The 22,863-nt window shown below is 70.6% G+C and carries 18 protein-coding genes, 1 tRNA gene and 4 pseudogenes; 9 read left to right on the forward strand and 14 right to left on the reverse strand.

Features of this window, described 5'->3' with window-relative positions:
• Window positions 1-3 precede the first annotated feature (3 nt).
• From OG507_RS16510 to OG507_RS16530, 5 genes and pseudogenes are all read right to left on the reverse strand, one after another.
• Entirely contained in the window at window positions 4-1,089 is a 1,086-nt protein-coding gene (locus tag OG507_RS16510; RefSeq protein ID WP_327367958.1) for an NAD-dependent epimerase/dehydratase family protein, read from the reverse strand.
• 112 nt (window positions 1,090-1,201) lie between these two features.
• A pseudogene (locus tag OG507_RS16515) lies at window positions 1,202-2,272 on the reverse strand (serine/threonine-protein kinase); the annotation flags it as partial.
• Between the two features lie 87 nt (window positions 2,273-2,359).
• Window positions 2,360-3,877: a nickel transporter gene (locus tag OG507_RS16520; RefSeq protein WP_327367959.1), complete on the reverse strand. Its 1,518-nt coding sequence runs from the start codon at window positions 3,875-3,877 to the stop codon at window positions 2,360-2,362.
• Window positions 3,874-5,292: a tetratricopeptide repeat protein gene (locus tag OG507_RS16525; protein ID WP_327367960.1), complete on the reverse strand. Its 1,419-nt coding sequence runs from the start codon at window positions 5,290-5,292 to the stop codon at window positions 3,874-3,876. The genes OG507_RS16520 and OG507_RS16525 overlap by 4 nt, the downstream gene beginning before the upstream one ends.
• Before the next feature lie 138 nt (window positions 5,293-5,430).
• Window positions 5,431-6,978, reverse strand: coding sequence for a DUF4331 domain-containing protein (locus tag OG507_RS16530; RefSeq protein WP_327367961.1), 1,548 nt, complete (start codon window positions 6,976-6,978; stop codon window positions 5,431-5,433).
• A gap of 216 nt (window positions 6,979-7,194) precedes the next feature.
• Here OG507_RS16530 and OG507_RS16535 point away from each other — a divergent pair, with 216 nt between their 5' ends.
• The 3 genes from OG507_RS16535 (at window position 7,195) to OG507_RS16545 (ending at window position 8,978) form a co-directional block, all read left to right on the forward strand.
• Entirely contained in the window at window positions 7,195-7,737 is a 543-nt protein-coding gene (locus OG507_RS16535) for a sigma-70 family RNA polymerase sigma factor (RefSeq protein ID WP_327372001.1), read from the forward strand.
• Window positions 7,734-8,498, forward strand: a complete 765-nt coding sequence (locus OG507_RS16540; protein ID WP_327367962.1) for an anti-sigma factor — start codon at window positions 7,734-7,736, stop codon at window positions 8,496-8,498. The genes OG507_RS16535 and OG507_RS16540 overlap by 4 nt, the downstream gene beginning before the upstream one ends.
• A gap of 407 nt (window positions 8,499-8,905) precedes the next feature.
• Window positions 8,906-8,978, forward strand: a tRNA-Arg gene (locus tag OG507_RS16545).
• A 46-nt stretch (window positions 8,979-9,024) separates the two neighbouring features.
• Here OG507_RS16545 and OG507_RS16550 read toward each other — a convergent pair.
• Window positions 9,025-10,698 carry a site-specific integrase gene (locus tag OG507_RS16550; RefSeq protein ID WP_327367963.1) on the reverse strand — a complete coding sequence of 558 codons (1,674 nt, stop codon included), beginning with the start codon at window positions 10,696-10,698 and terminating at the stop codon, window positions 9,025-9,027.
• Window positions 10,695-11,375 (reverse strand): helix-turn-helix domain-containing protein, encoded by a 681-nt coding sequence (locus OG507_RS16555; RefSeq protein WP_327367964.1) that lies wholly within the window; start codon window positions 11,373-11,375, stop codon window positions 10,695-10,697. Before OG507_RS16555 ends, OG507_RS16550 begins: the two co-directional genes overlap by 4 nt.
• 94 nt (window positions 11,376-11,469) lie before the next feature.
• On the opposite strand from OG507_RS16555, the gene OG507_RS16560 reads away from it, so the two are divergent.
• From OG507_RS16560 to OG507_RS16580, 5 genes are all read left to right on the forward strand, one after another.
• Complete coding sequence (locus OG507_RS16560) at window positions 11,470-11,700, forward strand: hypothetical protein (protein ID WP_326742090.1); 231 nt, start codon at window positions 11,470-11,472, stop codon at window positions 11,698-11,700.
• A 215-nt stretch (window positions 11,701-11,915) separates the two neighbouring features.
• The gene (locus OG507_RS16565; RefSeq protein ID WP_327367965.1) at window positions 11,916-13,151 is read left to right on the forward strand and encodes a DUF3631 domain-containing protein; all 1,236 of its coding nucleotides are present in this window, start codon (window positions 11,916-11,918) and stop codon (window positions 13,149-13,151) included.
• Window positions 13,152-13,346: 195 nt separating this feature from the next.
• Window positions 13,347-14,156, forward strand: coding sequence for a DUF2637 domain-containing protein (locus OG507_RS16570; RefSeq protein WP_327367966.1), 810 nt, complete (start codon window positions 13,347-13,349; stop codon window positions 14,154-14,156).
• A 93-nt stretch (window positions 14,157-14,249) separates the two neighbouring features.
• Window positions 14,250-14,906 (forward strand): MobC family plasmid mobilization relaxosome protein, encoded by a 657-nt coding sequence (locus OG507_RS16575; RefSeq protein WP_327367967.1) that lies wholly within the window; start codon window positions 14,250-14,252, stop codon window positions 14,904-14,906.
• Window positions 14,903-16,615 carry a relaxase/mobilization nuclease domain-containing protein gene (locus OG507_RS16580; RefSeq protein ID WP_327367968.1) on the forward strand — a complete coding sequence of 571 codons (1,713 nt, stop codon included), beginning with the start codon at window positions 14,903-14,905 and terminating at the stop codon, window positions 16,613-16,615. Before OG507_RS16575 ends, OG507_RS16580 begins: the two co-directional genes overlap by 4 nt.
• Here the strand turns inward: OG507_RS16580 and OG507_RS16585 are convergent, their stop codons facing one another.
• The 5 genes and pseudogenes from OG507_RS16585 to OG507_RS16605 all read right to left on the reverse strand — a co-directional run.
• Window positions 16,616-17,161, reverse strand: a complete 546-nt coding sequence (locus OG507_RS16585) for a flavoprotein (protein ID WP_327367969.1) — start codon at window positions 17,159-17,161, stop codon at window positions 16,616-16,618. It abuts the gene before it with no gap.
• A gap of 111 nt (window positions 17,162-17,272) precedes the next feature.
• Complete coding sequence (locus OG507_RS16590; protein WP_327367970.1) at window positions 17,273-17,839, reverse strand: hypothetical protein; 567 nt, start codon at window positions 17,837-17,839, stop codon at window positions 17,273-17,275.
• A gap of 163 nt (window positions 17,840-18,002) precedes the next feature.
• Window positions 18,003-18,590, reverse strand: a complete 588-nt coding sequence (locus tag OG507_RS16595; RefSeq protein WP_327367971.1) for an Imm21 family immunity protein — start codon at window positions 18,588-18,590, stop codon at window positions 18,003-18,005.
• Between the two features lie 196 nt (window positions 18,591-18,786).
• Window positions 18,787-18,885, reverse strand: a pseudogene (locus OG507_RS16600) (flavoprotein); the annotation flags it as partial.
• A pseudogene (locus OG507_RS16605) lies at window positions 18,882-19,133 on the reverse strand (helix-turn-helix domain-containing protein); the annotation flags it as partial. The pseudogenes OG507_RS16600 and OG507_RS16605, both read right to left, overlap by 4 nt.
• A 7-nt stretch (window positions 19,134-19,140) precedes the next feature.
• Here OG507_RS16605 and OG507_RS16610 point away from each other — a divergent pair.
• Window positions 19,141-19,530, forward strand: a pseudogene (locus OG507_RS16610) (mobilization protein); the annotation flags it as partial.
• Between the two features lie 25 nt (window positions 19,531-19,555).
• On the opposite strand, the gene OG507_RS16615 reads toward OG507_RS16610, so the two are convergent.
• Together OG507_RS16615 and fxlM are read right to left on the reverse strand one after the other, a co-directional pair.
• A complete protein-coding gene (locus tag OG507_RS16615; protein WP_327367972.1) occupies window positions 19,556-20,674 on the reverse strand; it encodes a hypothetical protein in 1,119 nt (372 codons plus the stop codon).
• Window positions 20,675-20,764: 90 nt separating this feature from the next.
• Window positions 20,765-22,846 (reverse strand): methyltransferase, FxLD system, encoded by a 2,082-nt coding sequence (gene fxlM / locus OG507_RS16620; RefSeq protein WP_327367973.1) that lies wholly within the window; start codon window positions 22,844-22,846, stop codon window positions 20,765-20,767.
• Between the last annotated feature and the right edge of the window lie 17 nt (window positions 22,847-22,863).

The following is a 22,863-nucleotide window of genomic DNA, read 5'->3' on the forward strand; positions in this document are numbered from 1 at the left end:
TCCTCAGGGCCTTTGGGCGTCGGCGTTCGGGCGCATCCCCCTCAACGGGGCGGTCGCGAACTCCGCCATTCCCTCGGCGAACCCTTCCTTCGGTTTCCAGCCCAGCTCGTCGCGCAGTCGCTGCGAGTCCGCCGTGACATGGCGTACGTCACCGAGCCGGTACTCGCCGGTGATCTCCGGAGCGGGACCACCGTGTGCCGAGGCCAGCGCCGAGGCCATCTCGCCGATGGTGTGCGGTTCCCCGCTCCCCGTGTTGTAAGCGTCGAACCCGCCCGGCTCGTACTCCTGGACGGCCTCCAGCGCCAGCACGTTCGCGGCCGCCACATCCCGTACGTGGACGAAATCCCGCCGCTGGCAACCGTCCTCGAAGACCCGGGGAGCCTCTCCACGTGCCAGAGCCGAGCGGAAGAAGGACGCGACACCGGCGTACGGGGTGTCTCGCGGCATCCCCGGCCCGTACACATTGTGGTAGCGCAGCGACACCGCCGACCCACCCGCCGCGCGCGCCCAGGCCGCGGTGAGGTGTTCCTGGGCGAGCTTGGTGGCCGCGTACACATTGCGCGGGTCCGTGGGCGCGTCCTCGGCGACCAGACCGGACGCCAACTCCGCACCGCAGCGCGGACAGTGCGGCTCGAACCGCCCCGCGTCCAGGTCGGCCGCCGCCCTCGGCCCCGGCCGGACCGTGCCGTGGCGCGGACAGTCGTAGCGCCCCTCGCCGTAGACCACCATCGATCCGGCCAGCACCAGACGCCGCACACCCGCGTCGGCCATCGCGGCAAGCAGCACCGCTGTCCCGAGATCGTTGCACCCGACGTACTCGGGCGCGTCGGCGAAGTCGGTGCCCAGGCCGACCATCGCCGCCTGATGACACACGGCGTCGATGCCCCGCAACGCCCCGTCCACCGCCGCGCGATCGCGTACGTCCGCGATGATTCTCCGCTCGGCGTCGGCGTCCGCAGGGGGCGCCTGCGCACCGTGCACCGAGGGCAGCAGGGCGTCGAACACGACGGCCCGGTGCCCGGCAGATGCGAGGGCACGGACGATCTCCGACCCGATGAACCCGGCTCCGCCGGTGACCAGTACGCGCATGGCGCCCACGCTAGGCCGCCCGGAGTCACATGACCGGGTTCCGGCGCGGCACGTCACCGGTCGGTAAGAACACCGCCACTGCGCCGGTGGCCCGGACACCCGTCGGAGCGATCGGACCACTGCCCGCGCTGACTGCGCTGCCCGTGCCGTCCGTGCCGCCTGCGCTGCCCGTGCTGCCTGCGCTGCCTGCGCTGCCTGCGCTGCCGCCATTGAGCAGGGCGTACGTCAGTCCGGCCAGGGCGAGAGCGAGGGCGAGCAGGCCGGCGATCAGGAAGGCCGCGGCGCGGAGGTTGCGTGGGGGTGTCGGCGCGTAGGAGGACGCTGCGGGCGGGCGCCGCTGCGAGGGACCGCCTGCCGCGATGACGCGCAGTTCCTGAGCGGCCCGCGTGGCGTCCAGCCGCTGGGCCGGGTCCTTGCGCAGCAGCCCCTCGATCACCGGTGCCAGCGCGTCCGCGCGGCGGGGCGGCGGCAGTTCCTGTTCGACGACGGCCCGTACGGTGCCCAGCGGGGTGTTCCGCTGGAAGGGCGAATTTCCCTCGACCGCCGCGTACAGCAGCACTCCGAGGGACCACAGGTCGGACTCGGGCCGCGCGCTCTGCCCCAGGGCCCGCTCCGGGGCGAGGAATTCCGGCGAGCCGACCACCTCGCCTGCCAGGGTCAGTTTGGAAGTGCCCTCGACCATGGCGATGCCGAAGTCGGTCAGGACGACACGGCCGTCGTTCGCCATGAGGACGTTGCCCGGCTTGACGTCGCGGTGCAGGACCCCGGCCGCGTGCGCGGCGCGCAGGGCGGCGAGAACCTCGGCGCCCACTTGCGCGGCGCGTCGCGGGGGCAGGGGGCCCTCGGCGTTCAGGAGGTCGGAGAGCGCCACGCCCCGGATCAGCTCCATGACGATCCAGGGGCGGCCGTCGTGGATGACGACGTCGTGGACGGTCACAGCGTTGGGGTTCGAGATACGGGCCGCGGCCCGGGCTTCGCGCTCAAGGCGGGTGTAGAGCCGCTCGACCATCCCCGTGGGGAGTCCGGCGGGGGCGCGTATCGCCTTGAGCGCGACCTCGCGGTGCAGTACGTCGTCCTCGGCCTGCCACACGGTGCCCATGCCGCCCTCTCCCAGGACGGAGAGAAGACGGTAGCGCCCCGCGATCACCCGGTCCCCCGCTGTGCGCGCTGTGCCGTCGGTCATGGGGCTTCTCCTTTTCGCGTTGCCGTGCTGACGGATGTCCTGACGCCGATGGCGCGGCGAGGCGGGTGACCGGCTCCGCCGCGCGGCTCAGCCGAGTACGGATGACGCCTCCCTCAGCACCAGACCCGCCCCCAGGGCGACGACCGCGAACGCCGAACCCAGGGGTACGGCCCGCTTGATGAGCGCCGCGGACCTGCCGCCGATCCAGCGGGGCGGCCTGTCCAGCAGGCGCGCCACTCGGCCGCCGGCCTTGACCACGGCGAACCCGGCCGCCGTGAGGGTGAGGGCGAGACCGGCCCCGTAGGCGACGACGAGCAGCACGCCGAACCATGCCTGTCCCAGGGCCGACGCGCCGACCAGGACGACCACGGCCGAGGGGCTGGGGACGAGCCCACCGGCGAAGCCGAGCAGGATCGTGCCGCGCACTGTGGGGGCGGTGGGGTGTGTGTGGGTGTGACCGCCGTGGGTGTGCGCATGGTCGTGGGAGTTGTCGTGCGCGTGCTGATGGTGATGCGCGTGTCCGTGTCCGCGGTTGTGCCAGGCGCGTCGTACGAGACCGGCGCCCGCGAGCGTCACCAGGATCCCGCTCGTGACGCCCAGCCATCCGATCACGGAGGGCGCCGCCGCGGATCCCGCGGCGATGGGGAGGCCCAGGGCGACGACCCCCAGGGTGTGCGTGACGGTCACGGAAGCGGCCAGGGGCAGGACGTCGCGGAGCGTGGCGCGCCTGCGGGCGGCGGCCGCGGCTGCCATCAGCGTCTTGCCGTGGCCCGGTGCCAGCGCGTGCAGTGCGCCCAGGGCCACGGCGGCGGCCAGGGCGAGCACGGCGAAGCCGGGGGTGAGGTCGCGGCGGGCGACCAGCCCGTCGAGCGCCTGCGTCCAGCGGTCGGCGCCGCGCGGGAGGACGGACGACGCGGGCGCGTCCCGGCCGGTGTCCGCCAGGGCGGGACCACCCGGGCGAACCCGCAGCAAGGCGGTCGCGGTGTCGGCGGGTGAGGACAGCAGTTCCTCGGGATACCGGGTCAGCTCGTGGGACACCGAATTCTCGGGTACGTCACGGGAGGTGAGCGTCATCCCGTCGCCGCGCGCGGTGATCTCGCGCCAGCCGGGCCCCGAGTCGGGCCGGTCGCTGCGGAAGGCGACGGAAACGGTGCGCCCCTGTGGGAGCGGCACGGTCAGCCGGCACTCCACCCGGAGGGTGCGGAGTCCGGCCTGCCCGGGGCGCTGGACCGCCCGGCTCGCGCCTGCCGTCGGCACGGCCCGGCGGCCGTCGACCGTGATCTCGCTGCCGCGCGCGGCAATCTCGCAGCGCTGTCGGGCCCAGTCCGCCATCCCGGACTGCTTGATCTGCGGCTCGGCCTGGGTTGCCGGTATCTCCGCGAGGTCCTCGACGTGGTCGATCCGCAGCAGCCCGGGAGCGGCGACCAGACCGTCGTAACGGTTGACCGTGAAGTTGCCGAGCGGATGCGCGCTCGCTGCTCCCGAGGGAACTAGCACGAGGGCACAGACGGCCAGGAGGACGGCCGCGCACGAGGCGCCGAAGCGACGCGGCGCCGGAGTCCTGCGGGCTCCGCGTACGGTCGATCCGGCGTGGTGGGCGGTCATTTGGCGGCCTCCAGCACCTGGTGGGCCCGGCGGGCGCCGAGCGGGGAGAAACCGGCGTTGAGGCCGAGCGCCGCGGACAGGGAGCGGCGTGCGGCCGCGGTGTCGCCGGTGGCGTACTCGATCACGCCCCGGTGGTAGCGGAAGGCCGCGCTGCGGTAGCCGGTGGCCGTGGCCCGACGGGCGTAGGGGAGGGCTTCCGCGTCCCGGCCGTTGACATGCAGGGCCCAGGCAAGGGCGTCCGCGGTGTGCACGGTGCGGCGGCGGGCCCACTCGGCGCGGGCCGCACTCAGCGCGGCCGTGCGGTCGCCGTGATCGGCGGCAGCGAGGGCGGTGTCGAGATCCGCGTCGACTTCGTTGGCACGGGCCAGCGAGATCCATACGTCGACGAGTGCGTACTGCTGCCGGGCCTTCGCCCGGTCGCCCTCGCCGCCGCGGGCCTCGTACATCTCGCCCAGCGCGACGAGGGGACCGGGCAGCGGGTAGCGGGCCACGACCGCCTCCATGTCGCGGATCGCCTGCGCGTGGTCGCCGTCGGCGTCCAGGGCGCGGGCGCGGCCCTCCAGGGCGGGTAGGTAGGACGCGTCGGCCTGCAGGGCGCGCGCGTAGTGCCGCAACGCGGCCGGGTAGTGGCCCTGGTTCCAGGCGAGTTGCCCCAGCGCGGTGGCCACGTACGCCACATCGCCGGGGCTGGTGGCCGTGGCGGAGGCCTGCTCCAGGACCCGGTTCGCGCTCGCCACGTCACCGCGCAGCTCGCGGACGTGGGCGTACCGGGTGAAGACCGGAATGCCGGGGCGCCGCGCGTCGGCGACGTCCGCGGCCTTCGACGCCTCGTCGTAGCGGCCGAGTTCGACCAGGGCGTCGATACGCGAGCACAGGGCGCGTTCGCTGTACGGATTCACCGCGAGTGCCTGGTCCGCGTACCGCAGAGCGCCGTCGAAGTCGTGCCGGGCCGCGGCGAGAGCGGCACGGCCCGCGAGCGCGGGGTCGTTGCCGGGGCGGAGCGCCAGAGACCGGTTCAGCGCCTGCTCGGCCTGCGGATAGCGCGACGGATCACCGTCGGTGCGGGCCTGCTCGACGTAGGCGAGCCCCAGCGTGGCCCAGGAGCCGAAGTCCTCGGGCTGGGCGCGCAGTTGAGACTGCAGGGCGCCGATGGTCGTACGGAAATCGCCTGCGGCGAACAGGACGGGGTCGACGCCGCGGGCGGCGGAGGCGGCGGCCGGTCTGCCGCCGTCACGGCCCTGCGAGCCGAGAACGGCGGCTCCGGCGGTGAGTACGACGGCGAGCGCGGCGGCGCATACGGCGAGGAGGACGGCCCTCCGCCTCCCTCCGGGGGTGAAGGTGCCCTGCGGGGCGTGGAGCCCGCCCTCCTGGCTGCGTTCACTTTTGAGTGCGCTGTCATCTGCGCGCGGGAACATGCCCTCTCCTCGGTCTTCTCGGTCTTCTCGGTCTTCTCGGTGGAACGGATGATGCGGTGCCGGCGGCGCGGCCCGCGCTGTGAGGGATGAGTACGCGCGGGCCGCGCCGGAGGACGGGGCGGGGCGGGGCGGGGCGGGTCAGACGACCGGGTTGCGGCGGCGGTTGCGCCACCACAGCAGGCCGGTGCCGGTCAACAGGACGCCGGCCGCGCCCGCCGCGGCGGAGGCGGCGATCAGCGTGGTGCGGGAGTCGTCACTGGAACCGACGGTGCTCACGCCGCCGCCGAGCGAGCTGCCGACGTCGTCCTGCTTGCTGACGTCGCTGCCCTTGACCCCGGCAAGCGGCCCGCGCGAGCCCGTTTCCGGCAGAGCCAGGTACGGGAAGGTGCTGCCGAACTTCCGGTCGTTCTTGTCGACGGCGTCACCCAAGTCGTTCTTGTTGCCGACGAGTTCACCGGCGGCGGCCTGCATCGAGACGTCCACGACGTCGTCGGTGAGCCGGCGTCCGTTCGGGAAGCCCGCGTTGTCGCCGTCCAGCACACCGAGCCTCTTGGGGTCGGCGGACGGCGGGATCGAGGTGTTGAGCCGCAATTCCTCCGCCGGGCGTACGCGAGGCGGCTGGTTGAGGCCCTTGACGCCCTTGAGGTAGACGCCCACCAGGTCGTTCCGGGGCTCCTTGGCGGCCGGGACCTTGTAGATCGCCTGGAGGAGCCTGGGCAGCTCCGGATTGGTCACGTTCCTCAGGAACTGGGCGTCGGTCCAGGGAGCGGACGCGTTGAACCTGTCCTTGTCCTTCAGCGGGTTGACGACCTCGTTGACCAGCGGGTTGCCGAGCCGTGAGACCTGGGTCCACTGCCCCCCGGCGTTCCTGCGCTGCGTGGTCGACCAGATCCCGACGACCGGCTGGCTCCCGGACTGCCGGATCACCGACGTCGGCACCTGCAGGGCGATCGAGTTGACGTTGTAACCGGCGAGCGTGTCCCGTCCGACCTCCGACAGGTTCCCGCCGTACAGCAGGTCAAAAACGCGCAGGTCCAGGAAGAACGGGTCGTCCGCCTGGCCGGCGAACGTGGTGGCCCCGCCGGGGAGCCTGCGCACGGCCTGATCGCGCAGCTTCCCGTAGTCCGGCATCGATGCCTTGCCGACGTTCGACGGCGCCACCGGCACATCGTTCGCGACCTTCGACCTGGAGACGACGGCCTGGTTGTGCAGCCTCAGCAGGTCGATGTCGTAGGTCTGTGTGATGTTGAGGTCCGGGTCGTCGATGCTGGTGACGGGGCCGGTGTCGTACAGGAAGGTGCTGCCGTTTTTGCGGTGCGTGGTGAAGGTGTACCGGTAGAGCAACTCACCTTGTGCATCACCGTTGTTGTCGATGTGGATGTCGTACTGGGCGTCGTCGGCGAAGGTGAAGAAGTTCGGTCCGCCGGCCGGGTCCTCGAACGGCGTCCAGTCCGCCACGATGGTCGTCGTGTCGGGCGCGTCGGGGCTCACGAACGCGTACAGGTCCGTGTTGTCGTACTGCGGCTGCCCCGAGATCAGCGGGGCCTCCCGGTGACTGGAGGCGGTGGCCGCCCCGGGCTCCAGCGCGCTCACGCCGACGGCGACGAGGCCCCCGGCTGCCAGCGCTGCGCATATGAGGGTGGTGAGACTCCTGCGTCCCACGCCGCTCCTGGAAGAAGGATTCATGCCATCCGTCCTGAGGTCTCGGTTGCCTGACGCATGCCATTCGGTGCGGTCGCCGGGGCGGATTGGTCAGATCTTCGACTTCGTCGCGTCGACAACGGTCCTGGTCTTCGGGAGGCTGTTCGACGACCACATCTGACGGCGCGTTCACCGCGCCTGCCGGAAGTGGCGGGGCGGGGCGGGCAGGAACGGGACCGAGAGGTGGGGCGGGTGGGGACAGTGGGGACGGACGAGCTGCTGGTGCTCGTGGCCGGGGGCGACCAGACGGCGTTCGAGAATCTGTACGACACGATGTCGGGACCGGTGTTCGGTCTGGTACGCCGGGTCCTGCGTGACCCCGACCAGTCGGAGGAGGTGGCCCAGGAGGTGCTGCTCGACGTCTGGCGCAGCGCTGCACGGTTCGACCCGGACCGCGGCAGCGCCCAGTCCTGGATCCTCACCCTGGCGCACCGCCGGGCCGTCGACCGGGTACGCAGCGCCCGCGCGGCCGGTGAGCGCGAGCAGCGCGAGGCCCGGCGCGCGGAGCAGCCGGCCTTCGACCAGGTCGCCGAGGAGGTCGAGGCCGGGCTCGAACGCGACTGGGTGCGCCGCTGCCTGGACAAGCTCACCGAGCTGCAGCGGCAGTCCGTCACTCTCGCCTACTACGACGGCTTCACGTACCGTGAAGTGGCCGAGCGGCTCTCCCTGCCCCTGGGCACGGTCAAGACGCGCATGCGCGACGGACTCACGCGGCTGCGCGCATGCCTGGGAGGTGCCGCATGATCACCCTCGGCCGCCTGCTCGGCCGTGACCGGCACGCACTCGCCGCCCCTTACGTGCTCGACGCGCTGGAGCCCGACGAGCGCCGGCAATTCGAACGGCATCTGGACGGCTGCCCGAGGTGCGCCGGCGAGGTGCGGACCCTGGCCGAAGGCGTGGTCCGCCTCGCGCTGCCGACAACCACTCCGGCACCGCCCGCGATGCGCGAGCGGGTCCTCACGGCCATCCGCACGACGGCCCGGGCCGACAACTCCCCAGAGCCCGTCGCCGGTCCCCGACAACAACAATCACCACCACCGGCCGCGGCGCAAGGCCCCCGGATACGCCGCCCCCTCCTGGTCCCACTCGCCCTGGGCACGGCCGTCATGTCCCTTGTCGCGGCGGTGCTTTTCGCCGTACAGGCGGTACGCGCCGACGACCAGCTCGCACAGGAGCGGGCCCGGACACAGGCGATCACGTCAGTACTGGCAGCCCCCGACGCCCGCGCAACCAGCGGAGGCGGCATCGGAGTGGTCGCCTCCGCAACACAGGGACGAGCCGTAGTGACCGTCACCGGACTGGGCACCCCGCCCACGGGCAAGGTCCACCAGCTCTGGCTCATGACCCCCGACACACCACCCCGCTCCCTCGGCCTGCTCCACGGCGACACCCCACTGATCGCCACCGGACTGAAGACGACCACCACATCACTCGCCGTAACCACCGAACCGGCCGGCGGCTCCCAGCAGCCCACCACCACCCCCATAGCCCAACTCGCCCTGTAGCCGCCCGGATTCGGACCGCAACGAACTCAACCACCGAACGGCCCGATGGGGCCTCGCCACACGCTCTGACGACGCCAAGCGCCGAGGCCCCATCGACCATGGACGAACACAGAACCCGAACCAACCCAAAGCGCCACCAAACCACACAGGCCAACACTTCCACCGAAATGACCAGCCCTCTTCCCGAACCCGCCCCACAGCCCCCGCACCCAGCCACCACACCCCCGGGCTCACACGCCACAGGCACCACTGATCAAGAACCCCAGGTACCGGCTGCATCCCACCCGCTACACTGACCCCGGTGGCCGAACCCTCAGGGGCGAGACCACCACAACCCTGTCGACAGCTGACCGGAACTCCATCGCCCATCCGGGCCGGGCCCCGGGCACAGCTTCCGACAGATCCCCGCCTTCGTAGCTCAGGGGATAGAGCACCGCTCTCCTAAAGCGGGTGTCGCAGGTTCGAATCCTGCCGGGGGCACAACGCGTTACCGCTCTGACCTGGCGTTTCTCCCCAGGGAGGGGTCTTACTCGGCCTCGGACTCCTCGTCCGGGGCCGTTTGCGTGAGCGGTGCGTGAGCGGACGGGGAGTTGATCTCCCGAATTTTCCCCAAAGGATCAGCACCATCCGGCACGGATTCCGCTTCGGCGGACTCCGCGTCGTCGGGCTCGGCCTCCGCTTCGGGAGCGGTGTTCTCGGGGGTTGTGCGCGCTCGCGGCACGAGCCGGGCCGCAGCCTCCGCGATCGCCAGATCCGCCTCGGGGAGCAGGCTCGTGTACGTGTCCGACGTGATGGTGATCGAGGAGTGGCCGAGCATCTCCTGGATGTCCTTCAGGCCGGCACCTGCAGCGTGAGCCAGGGTCGCGGCACCGTGGCGGAGGTCGTGGAGCCGGACCGGCGGGAGGCCGATCTCCTCATACAGCTCGATGAATCGTCGTGTGACGTTGGCGGGGTGGAGCAGTTCTCCGTTCTCGCGGGTGAAGACCCTTCCGGTCTCCGCCCAGGCGCTCCCCCACTTCTCGCGATCCTTGTCCTGCTGGGCTCGGTGCCGCTTGAGTGCCTGGACGGTGTCGGCGTCGAGGGCGATGGTGCGCGCTCCGGCGTCCGTCTTCGGATCGTCCTCGTACACCTCCCAGCCATTCACGACGAGTTGCTTGGCGACCGTAAGAAGCCCGGCCTCCAGGTTCGCGTCGGTCCACCTCTGACCGCACGCCTCGCCTCGCCGAAGTCCGCGGAAGGCGACCAGGTGAAACAACGCGTACAGCCGGTCCTCGGCTACATGGTCGAGAAAGAGGCCGGTGTGTTCCGGCGTCCAGACCATCACCGGCGAGGGCTTCTCGCCGGTGCGCTTCCAATGGAGGATGCGCTCCTCGGTCCACACGAGCGCCTTGGGGCGCCTGCCTGCCTCCAGCTCGACGTGGGCGGCCGGGTTGAAGGTGATCAGCTGCTGGGCGATCGCCGCGTTCAGCGCTGCCCGCAGTGTGGAGCGAACACGTTGCCGCGTCGCTGGACCGACAATGCGGCGGTAGGGATCCATCTCGGCGATGGCCGCTTTCATCGCCTTACGGCGGGCGCGGGGCTCGCGCCCCTTCCAGGCAATCTGCGCGAGATCCTCGAACGCCTTGCGTCGTGCGGCGTTCCCCTCGGCGATCTCGACGTTGGCCTCGGCTATGGCCTCGAACATCTCCGAGAGGTGAGTGACCCGAAGGCGGTCGAGCCGAACGTACCCGATGCGCGGCTGAAGGTGGACGCGAATGTTGCTCTCGTCGCGGCTGATTGCACTCTGCCGCCCCTTCTTGCCCGCCAGCCAGATGTCCAGCCACTCACCGACCGTGAGGCGGCTGGTGAGGTCCAGGCCGTGGCTCAGGCGCCGACGGGTCGCCTCGATGTCCGGTAGCGGAGCCTTCTCGTCTGCCACCTTCTCCAGCAACTCGGCGATCTGATCGAGACCTTCGGAGTCATCGGTGTCGGCAAGGCCGAGAAGGGCGCGTATGTGGTCGAGGTCGGCTTGGGCGGCTTTGAGGCTCTCGTAGCCGGCACGGCTGAACGAGCGGCGGGTTCCGTCGGCTCGGGGTGGGAGCTCCTGGCGTACGGAGTAGGAGCCGTGCTTGCGGCCGGCGAGCCTGGGGCACTTCTTGCCGAGCGGCTTGCCGGTCTTGGGGTCGCGGCAGTAGCAGCGGCGGTGGGTGGAGCCCTTCAAGGGCGTTCCTCCTGGGTGGTCTCAGGGGCCCATTCGGGCGGGTCTACGTCGTGAAGTGCGGGTGGGAGGTCGGGTGGGGTGGCTCCGTCTTCGCGGAGCTCGCGACGGAGGTAGCGGAGCTTGTACTTGGCGGAGATGGCCTGGTCGGCGTACGCGCTCTGCTTGCGTTCGGCCTCTTCCTGCTGGGCGCGGCTCGTTGCCGTCCTGGCCGCGAACCGTGCCTGCTCTTCCTCGTCGAGCGCGGCCAGCGCGGTGCGCACGAGACTGGTGTGGGCTTCGAAATCGGGCACGAGGCCCGAGTCATAACCGAGCACTTCCTCTTCGCCGGTGAAGCGGCGCAGGGCATCCCAGGTCGGCACAAGTCCCTGAAAGGGGAGTTCCTGCGTCCGGTCGACGTAACCAACCGGGAAAATCAGGCAGGCCGGATACGTCTCCAACGCGGCGGCCAAGACGATGACGTCCACCAGCGGGAGGCCGGCCCGGCGGCCCGACTCCATGTTGGCAATCACGTTGCGGGGAATGGGGTGCCCGAGCTCCTCGCACCGGTCGGCCAGATCCTGCGCGCTCCACCCCATCTCCTTCCTTCTCCGGCGGACCTCACCGGCCACGTTTGCCTGGACCCGGTCCACCCACTCCGGGAAGTCATCCTCTTCATCATCCGAATGGCGTTGTGTCATGCAGACACATTAGCTTGAGGATGCTGATTGGTAGACGCCTGGAGCCGGACGGGATGACCACGTTCGCCGAGGGCTGTACCGAAAGGGATGCCGCATGCGCGAAAACACCACAGGAGGGCAGCCCAAGGGGATGAGCCGAGAAGACCTGTTGGCCTTGCCGGTAGCCGTTGACCTGGAAACGAGCAATCGCGCCCTGGGGCTTGGCCGAAGCAAGGGGTATGAGCTGGCGAAGCGGGGCGCGTACCCGTGCAAGGTCCTGCGGCTCGGTAACGCCTACCGCGTCGTGACCGCAGACCTGCTGAATCTGCTCGGGCTGGCGGCATGAAGGGACGGCAGCCTAGCAAAGCGTTCTGCGTTGAGCTGACACAGAATCGCTGGACTGTTGGCAGGAGTGGACGTACGGTCCGTGTTCCCTCGGGGTACGAAGTGGGCCTCCGGCGAGGCAACGCCGGAGGCCCGAGCAGCCCCGAACGGCCCTGGAAGAACCAACCCGGCGGCAAGGGCAGGCAAGCCCACCACCGCCAGACGAGGAGCTGCCCCGTGGAACACGCGGGAACCGAGCCCTATTCCACCCCTGACAAGCCCTCCTGGCCGCCGGTCGCCATACCCGGCCAGCCGACGGGCCGCCCTGCTTCACCGGGAGAGCCGCACGCAGCCGTCTCCGAGGCTGCCCCGGTATCCGAGGGGGAGCAGGTGCTGACGGAGCTGCGGGAGCAGATCCGTCATTACGTCGTACTGCCCAGCGAGGAAGCGTTCACGGCAGTGACGTTGTGGGTGGCGGCGACCCATCTGCAGACGGCATGGCAGCACGCTCCGCGGCTGGCCGTGGTCGGGCCTGCAAAGCGCTGCGGCAAGTCACGGCTGCTGGACGTGATCACGGAGAGCGTCCACAACCCGCTGATCACGGTCAACGCGTCGGCCGCCGCGGTGTTCCGGTCGATCACCGCCACACCGCCCACCCTGCTGGTCGACGAGGCCGACACTCTCTTCGGCTCCGCGAAGGTCGCGGAGAAGAACGAGGAGATGCGTGGCCTGCTCAACGCAGGGCACCAGCGCAACCGCCCCACCCTCCGGGTCAGTGGACCCAACCACGAGGTGGCGAAGTTCCCCACCTTCGCCATGGCCGCCCTCGCCGGCATCGGTGACCTGCCGGACACGATCATGGACCGGTCGATCGTCATCCGGATGCGCCGCCGCAGGCCGGGCGAGAAGGTGGCGGAGTTCCGTACCTTCCGGGACACCCCGCCCCTCCACGCCCTGCGCGACCGGCTCGCCGCCTGGCTGGCCCCGCTCCACGCCGAGGCGATGGAGCTGACACCGGCCATGCCGGTCGAAGACCGTGCGGCCGACACCTGGCAGCCGCTGGTGACCGTCGCCGACCTCGCCGGCGGAGCATGGCCCGACCTCGCCCGCACTGCCTGCCGTGTCATGGCCAAGCACGAGGCAGAGCAGGACCAGGACAGCAGTAGCCTCGGCATCCGCCTCCTGGCCGACATCCGCCGTGCCTTCGCCACCGAAGGCAATCCGCCGGCTCTCCGTACCAGTCGGCTCCTCGACATCCTCAACCAGGACGCCGAAACCCCCTGGCCGGAGTACACCACCAACGGCCTGACTCCTCGGGGCCTGCAGATCCTGCTCAAGGAGTACGGCATCAGCTCCGCCCCCCGCCGCTTCCACGGCAACGTCCAGGCCCGGGGCTACGCCCTCCTGCATTTCACCGACTCCTGGGCACGCTACTGCCCCGAGCCCGTACCGGAAGCCACGACCGGGGCCTGACCCGGCGCGACCCGGCGCGACTCGTCTCTGCGCAGGTCAGAGCGGTGACGAGTCGGGACCCGGTGACGAGTCGACTCGATGTCACCTCCGCACCCGTACCTGCCCTGACCAGGCACGCGACGAGTTGCGACGGGTCACTCCCACCCGCCACCGGGCCACACCAGTCCCACCTCCGTACTCCTGGAGCGCTTCCCCTTGCCTTCTCCCACCTTCACCGCGGCACCTTCCCCTGCCCCGGTGCCCTTGACCGCAGCGATCCGCACGGGCGTGGCGCTGCTGGCCGTGGCAGCCTTCGCGCTTTCCTACGACGCCCTGCGTCAGATGGCCGCCGCCAGCCACATCCACCCGGCGCTCACCTACGCCTTCCCGCTCGTCATCGACGGGTTCATCGCCATCGGGATCGGCGCCCTGCTCGTCCTGCGGACCGCGCCCCTGTCCGCCCGCCTCTACGTCTCGGCGCTGGTCGGCACCGCCACCGCCACAAGCATCTGGGCCAACGTCCTGCACGCCATCCGCCTCAACCAGCAGACCCGCCACAACGGGCTCTCCCTCGACGACCTCACCGTCGGGGCCATCTCCGCCATCGCGCCACTCGCCCTGGCCGGAGCCGTCCACTTCTACCTCCTCGTCGCCCGGCGCCCCGATACCCCTGACCGCCACAACCCCGAAGACCGCCACGAACCCGCCAAGGAACACCAGACCGGCCCGCTCGCTCCGCCAGCCGTCACGGACACCGACGACGGCGTGCCTGGGCCACCCGCGAAGCGAGAGACGGAGACGCCACAGCAGCCTGGGAAGCCGGGAAGCAAACGGCCGAGCGTTTCCCGAGAGCAGGCCGTGGCTATCGGCCGCACGGCTCCGCTCGGACGAGCCGGCCGTGCCTCGCGCCGCAGCATCGAGAAGGCAGTCAGGGACGAGGGTTTCGGGATCTCCCGAAGCCGTCTGGATGAGGTCAAGGACCTGCTGCAGGCCGAGCTCGACGCCGCCACCACAAGCAACGGCTGATACTCGCAGCCCACGTCCCCCAGCCCGTTCCTCCCGTGAATCAGGACGGGAGGAACGGGCCCTCTCCCTCCACCACCGCTTGCAGGAGCCCACATGCACAGCCCCGACCACGAACCCTCGTCATCACAGCAGCAGCTGACCTCCTCCCCAGCACCAGGCGGAGCAAGGTATCCCGCTGGACCGTCCACGGGCCGGTTCCACGGGGAAGCCTCCGCCCCGGGGGTGGCGGAGGCACTCGGGCACCAGGGGGTGCCCGAGGAGGAGCAGCTGGTCGGCACCACCGCGTACCCGCCGCTCCCGCGCGCCGCCGAAGCCGCCGCCCTCCACCGCGTCGCCCGACGCCGTCGGCGCGATCCGAACGGCCAGCGCAAGCAGCGTGTCGACGCCCGCTACAGCGTCGGCGAGAAGGCGGACATCCTGCGCGTGGCCCGGTCGCTGAACATCGCCGGCGCGCACTACGTCGGCGCCGTCGTCATGGCCCACGTGCACGGCGACCTGGCCCTGCCCGGCCAGCGCACCGCGCTCGACGACTACATCGACGAGCTGACCGCTCTGCGTGGCGAGGTCGCCAGGATCGGCCACAACGTCAACCAGATCGCCAAGAGGCTCAACTCCGGCGGACATCCACACCCTGGGGACAGCAGGCTTCTCGCCCGCGCCGAGCAGACCCTGGCATCGGTCGGCGCCACCGTCCGCCACATCGCCGCCGCCACGAACCAGGCCGTGTCCACCACGAAGGCCCCCCGGTGATCGCGAAGATCAGCGGCGGCAAGGACACCGGGGGCCTGATCCGCTATCTGTTCGACACCGTCAGGGCCAAGAGCCACACCGACCCCCACCTCGTCGCCTCCTGGGACGGCTTCGCCCCCGACCCCGGCCGCGCCGACGACATCGACGCCACGAGGAAGCTCCTCGTGGCGGACCTCGACCTCCACGTCAAGCAGGCCAGGCGTCTGGGCCGTGCCCCCGAGCGCCACGTGTGGCACTGCTCGGTCCGTGCCGCGCCCGAGGACCGGATCCTCGACGACGAGGAGTGGGCCCACGTCGCCCGCCGGATCGTCGCCGCCACCGGCATCGCGCCCGAAGGTGACCCGGACGGCTGCCGCTGGGTCGCCGTGCGCCACGCCCCCGACCACATCCACATCGCCGCCACCAAGGTCCGCGCCGACCTGCGCACCGCCCGCCACTGGAACGACTACCTCACCGCCGACCGCGAACTCGCCGCCATCGAGAAAGAACACGGCCTCTTCGAGGTCGTCCGCGGGGACCGCACGGCCGCCAAGCGACCCACCCGTGCCGAACAGGAGAAGGCCCGCCGCGCCGGCCACGACAAGACCGCCCCCGAACGCCTGCGCGCCCTCGTCCGCACCGCCGTGGCCGCCGCAACCGGCATGGAGGAGTTCATCCAGTTCCTCAGCCACACCGAGGGCGTGCTCGCCGAGGTCGTTTACTTCCCCTCCGGCGACGTACGCGGCTACAAGGTCGCCCTCACCGACGGCGCCGACGCACCGATCTGGTACTCGGGTTCCAAGCTCGCCCCGGACCTCTCCCTCCCCAAGATCCAAGAACGCCTGGCCAGCACCGCCCCGCAGCCCACCATCCAGCCGGGCGTGCGCCGGACCAACCCCTGGCACCATGCCACCGCCGCCACCGAACGCATCCCCCACCATCTCGCCCAGGACGACGACCACGCCTCCCAGGCCCACCTCGCCGCCTTCGGCGAAGCCCTCGACGCCCTCCCCCTCCTCGCGCCCCACCCCCTGAAGTCCCAACTCCGCGAAGCGGCATTCGTGTTCGAGCGCGCCACCCGCTCCCGCATCCACGCCGAACACCACCACGCCCGCGCCCTGCGCGGCGCCATCCGCGCCATGGTCCGCGAGCCCGCGCCCAAGGAGGGCGCCGCGCTGGCGATGCTCCTCGACGCCGCGATCCTCGTCGTCATCGCCGCCTCGCACTGGCACCAGCTCCGCCACCACGACCAGCAGGTCGCCGCAGCCCAGCGGGCACTGCTCCACCTGCAGACCGCCTACGAGCAAGCCGCGCCCGCTCCCCTGGCCGCGCTCGCCCGGAACCGGCCACCAGCGGCGACCGCAGCCCGGCACGTCCGCCGCCTCCGCGAGACGCTGCCCGGGCACGCCGAGCAGATCATCGAGGACCCCGCCTTCGACGCCCTCAGCGCCGCCCTCGCCCACGCGGAAGCAGCAGGCCACAACCCGGACGATCTCCTACGTCAAGCGACCGACCAGCGCGCTCTCCACGACGCCCGCCGCCCCGCACGGGTACTGACCTGGCGCGTCCAGCGCCTCAGCGAGCGGCCGGCCCCGAGCGCACGAGCCCGCGCAGCACGAGCCCGCAGCACGGTGACCCCTCGGACCGCGCCCCAGCACCCCACCACCCCGGCCCCCGAAACGACCGTCGCGATCACGGCCCCGCAGCGACCACGCCCACGACAGCGCTGATCACGACCGCGCGGACACCCTGGGAGCAAGCAGCTCCAGCACTTCCTCCCAGCGGTACCGGTCGGCCCCACCCCCGGCCTTCGGCAGGTGAGGCTCGTACGAGCCGACCAGGACGCCCATCTCCCGCAGCCGATCAAGGCTCTGCCGGTAAGCGGGATGGGCTGCCTGGGCGGAGTTCAGGTACGGCAGCACGGCCACCGGGACACCCATGGCCGGCGCCTCGCACAGGATGCCCAGCGCGAGATTGTCGGAGATCCCCGCGGCCCACTTGTTGACCGTGTTGAACGTGGCCGGAGCGACCGCGATCGCGTCCGCGGGGCGCGTCGGACGCGGTTCGCCAGGTGCCCGCCAGGCCGATCGGACGGGACGGCCGGTCTGCGTCTCGATCGCCTCCACGTCCAGGAAACCGAGCCCGTCCGGGGTGGTGATGACAGCCACGTCCCAGTGCCGTTCCTGCGCCGCGGTAATCAGCCGACCGACGTCGGCGGCGACCCCGGCCGCGCAGACCACGATCTGAAGCACGAGTTCATCAGACTGATCGTTCACTGAAGGCTTCCTTTCGGGTGCAAGATCAATGCAGTCGACGCGGCGGGCTCGTAGGAGTCTGCGCGACTGAGCGATTAACTTGGCCAGTCGAGCGCTCACACCGACATACAGTCAGGTCTGGATCCCTCCGGCTGGGGTACGGCTCAGCACCGCGCGGAATCGCTCCCGTCCGGCACTGACGCTGGCTTCCCATAGACCTGCGGCGGTACCGGATACGGAGAGCGACTGAAGCCGCTGCTCTTCGCTGCTGAAATCGGCGCCCGTCACATTCTGGTCAAGCATGCCCATCGCGGTGAGCGCCGTGTGACCGCAGGAGACCGCGTGCTCGGCGTTTCCAGAACCGTTGGCCAGCAGGGCGTACCGTAGGACCAGACTCGCGAAGAACGCGTAGGTACCGGCGACATCGGTGATCCCATCCTCGGTTGACTGCCACTCGGGGAACTGCTCCAGTCGGCATGCACGGTCAGCGGCGTCCGGAAGCGGACGGTCGACGCTCCAGAGGTCGCCCGCAGACTCCCTGTAGAAGCTCACATCGGCCTCCCGGTCCGCCTCACCCGCCCGCAGACCGATGAACATCGGAGCCATCCGTTCTGCACAGGCTGCAACGTACAGACGAACCGCCTCGTCTGCCCCGGTCTGAAGCTCAGCCACGACGGTCTCTTCCACCAGCGTCTTCACACGCCGTCCCCCCTCCACGTCCTTTGCTCAACTGGCCATCTCAACCACTCACCGGCCAAGTGGAGCGCTCGGTCACAGTCTGCCGTGGACGCGGTGCTGCACTGCGGGCTTCATGTGTCGGTGTCCCGTGTCACCGAACTTCATTGTCACGGGGTCTTGTTCGTCAGTCCCGGCCACTCTCGGCGACGAGCTGCACCACACCCACCCAGGGGAACTCGCCTGTCTTGTGGGCCGCACGCACCCTCCATCGACCGGCAGGGAGCTGCACCAGAGTCTGATCCGGATGTCCCCCATCGGGATACTCCACTCCCAGATCGGCGCCCGCTTCGGCCGAATCCATCAATACCGCCGGGCCATCAGTGACCCACAGCCCGCTGTCTTCCCATTCGGTGTCGGGATCGGCCAGGACCGCCTCAACCCCCTCGAACAACTCGTCCTCCGAGTCCGCAGCCAGCCAGCGCACGAACATCAGCTCCTTGGGCAGGAAAGACGTCTTCGCAGGTTCATCGGCCAGAACAAGCGCGGTGGCGCCGCTTGCGCCCACGGTGATCAGCCCGGCCAAGTCCTCCACCTCGCAGGCACGGTCATAGTCGTCACGGCCACCGGCATCACCGACAACGGAACCGTCCTCGGTGCATCCACCCCAGGCGTTCACCGAGGACTCCGGAACGACGATCAAGGGGCCGCCCATCGACCGGACCCACACCAGCCCAGCACGGTCACTGCGGTCGGGTTCGTGAGAAACATCCATGCGCCCAGTCTGGCCGCCCCCACTGACACCGCCCGAAAACCGGCCACCCGACGAACATCCCCACCCCCACTGGCTACGGTCGCGTCCACTGCCCTCCCGTTCTCCGCCGTTCAGGGCGTTGCTCTACGGGCGCAGACGGTCGACGAGCTGCCGCGTCGCACGCTCCCTACGAACGCGGTTCCTCGGAAAAACGGCAGCGCTCCTGCGCCGCGGTGATCAGCCGGCCGACGTCGGCGGCGACTCCGGCCACGCAGACCACGATCTGGAGGAGCGGCGTGTCGTGCTGATCGCTCACGCGGGTACTCCCAGTTGGCGGCTGAAGTGGTGCAGTTCGGGCAGTGTCCGGCGGCGGTCGCGGGCTGCCATGTCGGCGACCAGTTCGCGTACGACCGGGCGGCGGACGTCCTGTGCCGCGCAGCTCTCAGCGATGCGCAGCGCCTGGTAGCCGTCGGCGAGTCTGCCCTGCTGGCTGTAGGCGCGGGCGGCGTCCACCCAGAGCGCGGCCCGGCGCTCGGGTACGGGAATGTGCCGTCGCATGAGGGGGGCGGGCAGTGTGCGACCGCCCAGGGATCAAGCCCGTCGCGCCCTCGCCAGCGACGTGCGAGCAGCCGTCCCCGGCCACGCTGGGCGGATCCTCGCCGACCCGGCCTGGCCCGCGCTCGCCACCGTCCTGGCCGACGCCGAAGCCCGCGGCCACCAACCCCGCCAACTCCTTCGGGAAGCCGCAGCTCAGAGTGAGCTAACCACCGCCCGCCAACCCGCCCGTGTCCTCATCACCCGCATCCAGCACACTGGCCGAAACCCAGCACCCAACCGCCGCGCCGAAGCCGCCCGCCGACGCTCCGCCCTCGCAGCCTCGGTCCGCGTCCGGCAGACCCACGACGGTCAGCTTCCGTCGGCGGCTACGCCGCCTACCGAACAGCAGCGCCGACAGAGCCGACAGACACCGTCAGGCCCGCAGGGGGTTACGTTCCTCCGGGCCTGGAGGAACATACGAGGCTTTCTCGGATCACGCTGTCGCTGACGCGCAGAGCTGGCGTCAGTTCTCTTCGCAGCTCGTCCGAGAGGACCCCTGTGCCGAGGGCGCAGGCGCGCACCAGCGCTCGGCAGTCCTGCACTTGCCGGTCCGTGGCGATCGCGGTGAACAGAGGGTGAGCCAAGTTCTCGCGGGCCGCGTAGCCGTCCTCGGCGTCCGTCGTCCTGCGGTGGAGGTCTTCGACGATGCGGTGCGCGGCGAGCGCCTCGGCGGAACCGATCGCGTCGAGGACTGTAAGGCCGAGCCGGGTGTCGAAGACGGTCATCCCGGGTTCGGCCTTCCGTCCGGAGTAGGTCGTCACCAGGTCGGCCAGGTGACCGTCGATCAGCTGCCCGGCGTCGCGGCGGCATAGAACCGTCAGGCACGCCGTGACGGCTTGTTCCCATGGGTCGCCGGGCAGCGTGCCGGCGAGGAGACCAGCAGCCCCTGCCGTGTCGTTCGCAACGAGGGCGGCGAGTACGGCGACCTGCCGACCGTCGAGCATCCGCTGTCCGATGCCATGGTGGGCTTTGATGTGCACCAGCGCCTCGGCCCAGCGCCCCTCGGTGGTGAGGGTGCGGGTGCCGTCGGCGAGGAGGACGCGCCACAGCCACGCGCGAACTTCCTGGCGGTCTTCGCCGGTCGCTGTGAGGTCCGCAGGGACGTTGACGCCCTCGAACCGTGCCGCTGTGCCCGTCTCGACGGCCTTGTACAGGTCGAGGAGTCGCTGGCGCCCCTCGTCGGCGTGGCCAGCGCGGATCTTGAGGCGGGCGAGGTTGACGACCGGCTCCAGTCCTCGGATCGCGGTCATGCCGGGCAAGGGGCAGGCGTGGAGGTAGGCGGCGGCGTGCTGGTGGCACATCTCGCGGGCGAGGTCGGGGAGGCCGAGGTCGGAGGCGATGAGCGCGGCCTGGTTGTAGACGGCCGATGCGAGACCCTGGTCGGCCTTCCTCACCGCGGTGTCGGCCAGGTCGACGAGTGCACGCACACGTTCAGGCAGGGGCAGGCAGGCGGGGCGGAATCGGGCGACGAGCGGGAAGCGCTGGGCTGTGAGGCCGTGCGGGTCCATGGATCTCCCCCGGGTTGAAAGTAAGGATTGCTGAGGCGACGGTGCCCGCCAGCCGTGTACCGACGGGCACCGTCCGCTACGCGTCGTGCGTCATCGCCAGTCGACGACGATGCGGTTCAGCGGCGTGTCGAGGACGAAAAGACCGGGGCGCTGCTCGATGGCGGGGGCGTCGAGGGGCTGGATCTCGAACGTGGCCTCACGGTCGCGGTAGTAGCGGTCCCAGGTACGGATGGCGTCGGCGACCTTCGCGGTCAACTCGTCGCTGCCGGGGCCGTGGCCGATGACGCCGAACTCCCAGAGCTTGTCGCCCTCGGGGGTCTGCTCCTTCGACAGGCGCCGGGCGAGGTAGGTGACGGCACCCTTGTCGACGACCGCGGTCGACGAGGGGTAGGGGTCCTCGGTGAGTAGGGTGCCCTTGGCGCTGCGGGGGAACAGCATCCGGATGAGGCCAGAGGGGAGGGAGCAGGTGACGAACAGTTCCATCCACTCCGGCGATTCCATGGCGCGGACCGTCATGCCGGTCCACTCCTCGGTACGCGGCTGGTCAAGCACACCTGCGAGGGCATCGGCGTCGATGTTGAGCCCGGCGGGGGCCTGGAGCCGTACGGCGCCGTCCGTACTGAGCGGGATCACTCGGCGGTCATCGTCGGCGATGCCCCGCCGAAGCGGCATGAAGGTGTTCATCTCGCTGCCGAGGGACACCCACCGGCCGTCACGCTGCTCGTAGGCGATGGAGCGAGACACCGTGCCCTTGAGGCGCTGGGGGACGAGGAGCCGGCCGCCGGGGGCGAGCTGCTGCAGCCAGGCGTGCGGCACCCCGTGGGCGCCGACGGTGGCGATGATCCGGTCGTACTGCGCTGCTTCGGCGTAGCCGAGAGCCCCGTCGCGGGTCACGGCCTCGGCGTTGGTGATCCCTGCGGCGGCGAGGTGCGCACGGGCGCCTTCCACGAGGTCGTCGTCGACATCGAGGGTGGTCACGTGTCCGCTCTCGCCGACCAGGTGGGCGAGGAGACCGGCGTTGTAGCCGGTGCCGGCGCCGAGTTCGAGGATGCGCTCGCCGGGCTGAGCTTCGAGCTGATCCAGCATGAGGGCGACGACGCCTGGATGGGAGGCGCAGGAGATGGAGGTGCCGTCGCTGTCGTACTTGATGTGCACGGGTGCGTTGGCATAGGCGTCTTCGAGCGACGCCTCGGGCACGAACACGTGGCGGGGCACGGTCCGCAACGCGGTCTCGACGGCGGGCGTGCGGGCGTGTCCGTCCGCGCGGAGCTGGTCGACAAGGGCGTTGCGGAGGCGCTCGGCGTCCGCCGTGGGGGTGGTGATCGTGTCGGTGTTCACCGCGCTGACGCTATCGGCGTCGGCCGTTGCCTCAGTGGGCGATGCGGTCCGGTCACTTGTTCCCATGACTACCTCTCGTGCGATGTGGGACAGGGTTCTCTGGTCGTCCCGGAGGAGACCGGCGCGGTTGGCGTGGAAGATCACGTGGTGGGCGATGACGGCGCGCAGGCCGCGGGTGAGGGCGCCGCGGGCTGCGAGGTCGGCGAGCATGGCTCCAGCCCGTTCGAAGGCGGTTACCCACTCGTCATACCTGTGCAGTGGACCGTTCGGGCGGCTGAGGCTGCGGGCATCCGCGGTCATCAACTTAAGCATGGGCGTGATCAGTTCGGCGGATCGTTCGGGGTGTGGTGGATTGGTGACCGGTCGAAGAGCTGCGACCTTCGCCCATACGTCGCCCTGTTCGAACCAGTCGAGTCCGGCGCCGCGCATCATGGCGCTCGCGAGCAGGATGGCGGTTTCCCGGCGTCCCAAGTGCACCAGGCCCGGCTGGTAGGTGAGCAGGTGGCGGGAGTCACGGTGGAAGAGTTCGTGGCCCGCATCCATGGCCTCGGGCCCACCGAATGCGTCGGTCTCGGGCTCGTAGACGCAGGGCAGGCTCGACACGACCACGGCGTCGCCGATGAGGTCGCTCAGGAGTGACTCGATTGCTGATGAGGGCTTGTCGGCGAGGTAACGCAGTGGCCAAGGCTGCTTGTTCATGAACCACCAGCCGGTGAGCTGCCCGTCGGCCTCAGCCGCGATCAAGGCGGGGCCGAGGCGTTCGGCGATGGTGCGGCGGGCGCTCTCGCGGTCGACGAAGGTGATGTTGTGCTGGTGCCAGAGATCGGGAGGCATAGGGGTCCTTCGGTCGG

The sequence above is a fragment of the Streptomyces sp. NBC_01217 genome (assembly GCF_035994185.1).
GTDB lineage: Bacteria > Actinomycetota > Actinomycetes > Streptomycetales > Streptomycetaceae > Streptomyces.

Excerpts from the sequence above, each read along its gene's own strand:
- OG507_RS16510 (WP_327367958.1), bottom strand. The coding sequence starts at position 1,089 with ATGCGCGTACTGGTCACCGGCGGAGCCGGGTTCATCGGGTCGGAGATC.
- OG507_RS16520 (WP_327367959.1), bottom strand. The coding sequence starts at position 3,877 with ATGACCGCCCACCACGCCGGATCGACCGTACGCGGAGCCCGCAGGACT.
- OG507_RS16525 (WP_327367960.1), bottom strand. The coding sequence starts at position 5,292 with ATGTTCCCGCGCGCAGATGACAGCGCACTCAAAAGTGAACGCAGCCAG.
- OG507_RS16530 (WP_327367961.1), bottom strand. The coding sequence starts at position 6,978 with ATGAATCCTTCTTCCAGGAGCGGCGTGGGACGCAGGAGTCTCACCACC.
- OG507_RS16540 (WP_327367962.1), top strand. The coding sequence starts at position 7,734 with ATGATCACCCTCGGCCGCCTGCTCGGCCGTGACCGGCACGCACTCGCC.
- OG507_RS16555 (WP_327367964.1), bottom strand. The coding sequence starts at position 11,375 with ATGACACAACGCCATTCGGATGATGAAGAGGATGACTTCCCGGAGTGG.
- OG507_RS16560 (WP_326742090.1), top strand. The coding sequence starts at position 11,470 with ATGCGCGAAAACACCACAGGAGGGCAGCCCAAGGGGATGAGCCGAGAA.
- OG507_RS16575 (WP_327367967.1), top strand. The coding sequence starts at position 14,250 with ATGCACAGCCCCGACCACGAACCCTCGTCATCACAGCAGCAGCTGACC.
- OG507_RS16595 (WP_327367971.1), bottom strand. The coding sequence starts at position 18,590 with ATGGATGTTTCTCACGAACCCGACCGCAGTGACCGTGCTGGGCTGGTG.
- OG507_RS16615 (WP_327367972.1), bottom strand. The coding sequence starts at position 20,674 with ATGGACCCGCACGGCCTCACAGCCCAGCGCTTCCCGCTCGTCGCCCGA.
- fxlM (WP_327367973.1), bottom strand. The coding sequence starts at position 22,846 with ATGCCTCCCGATCTCTGGCACCAGCACAACATCACCTTCGTCGACCGC.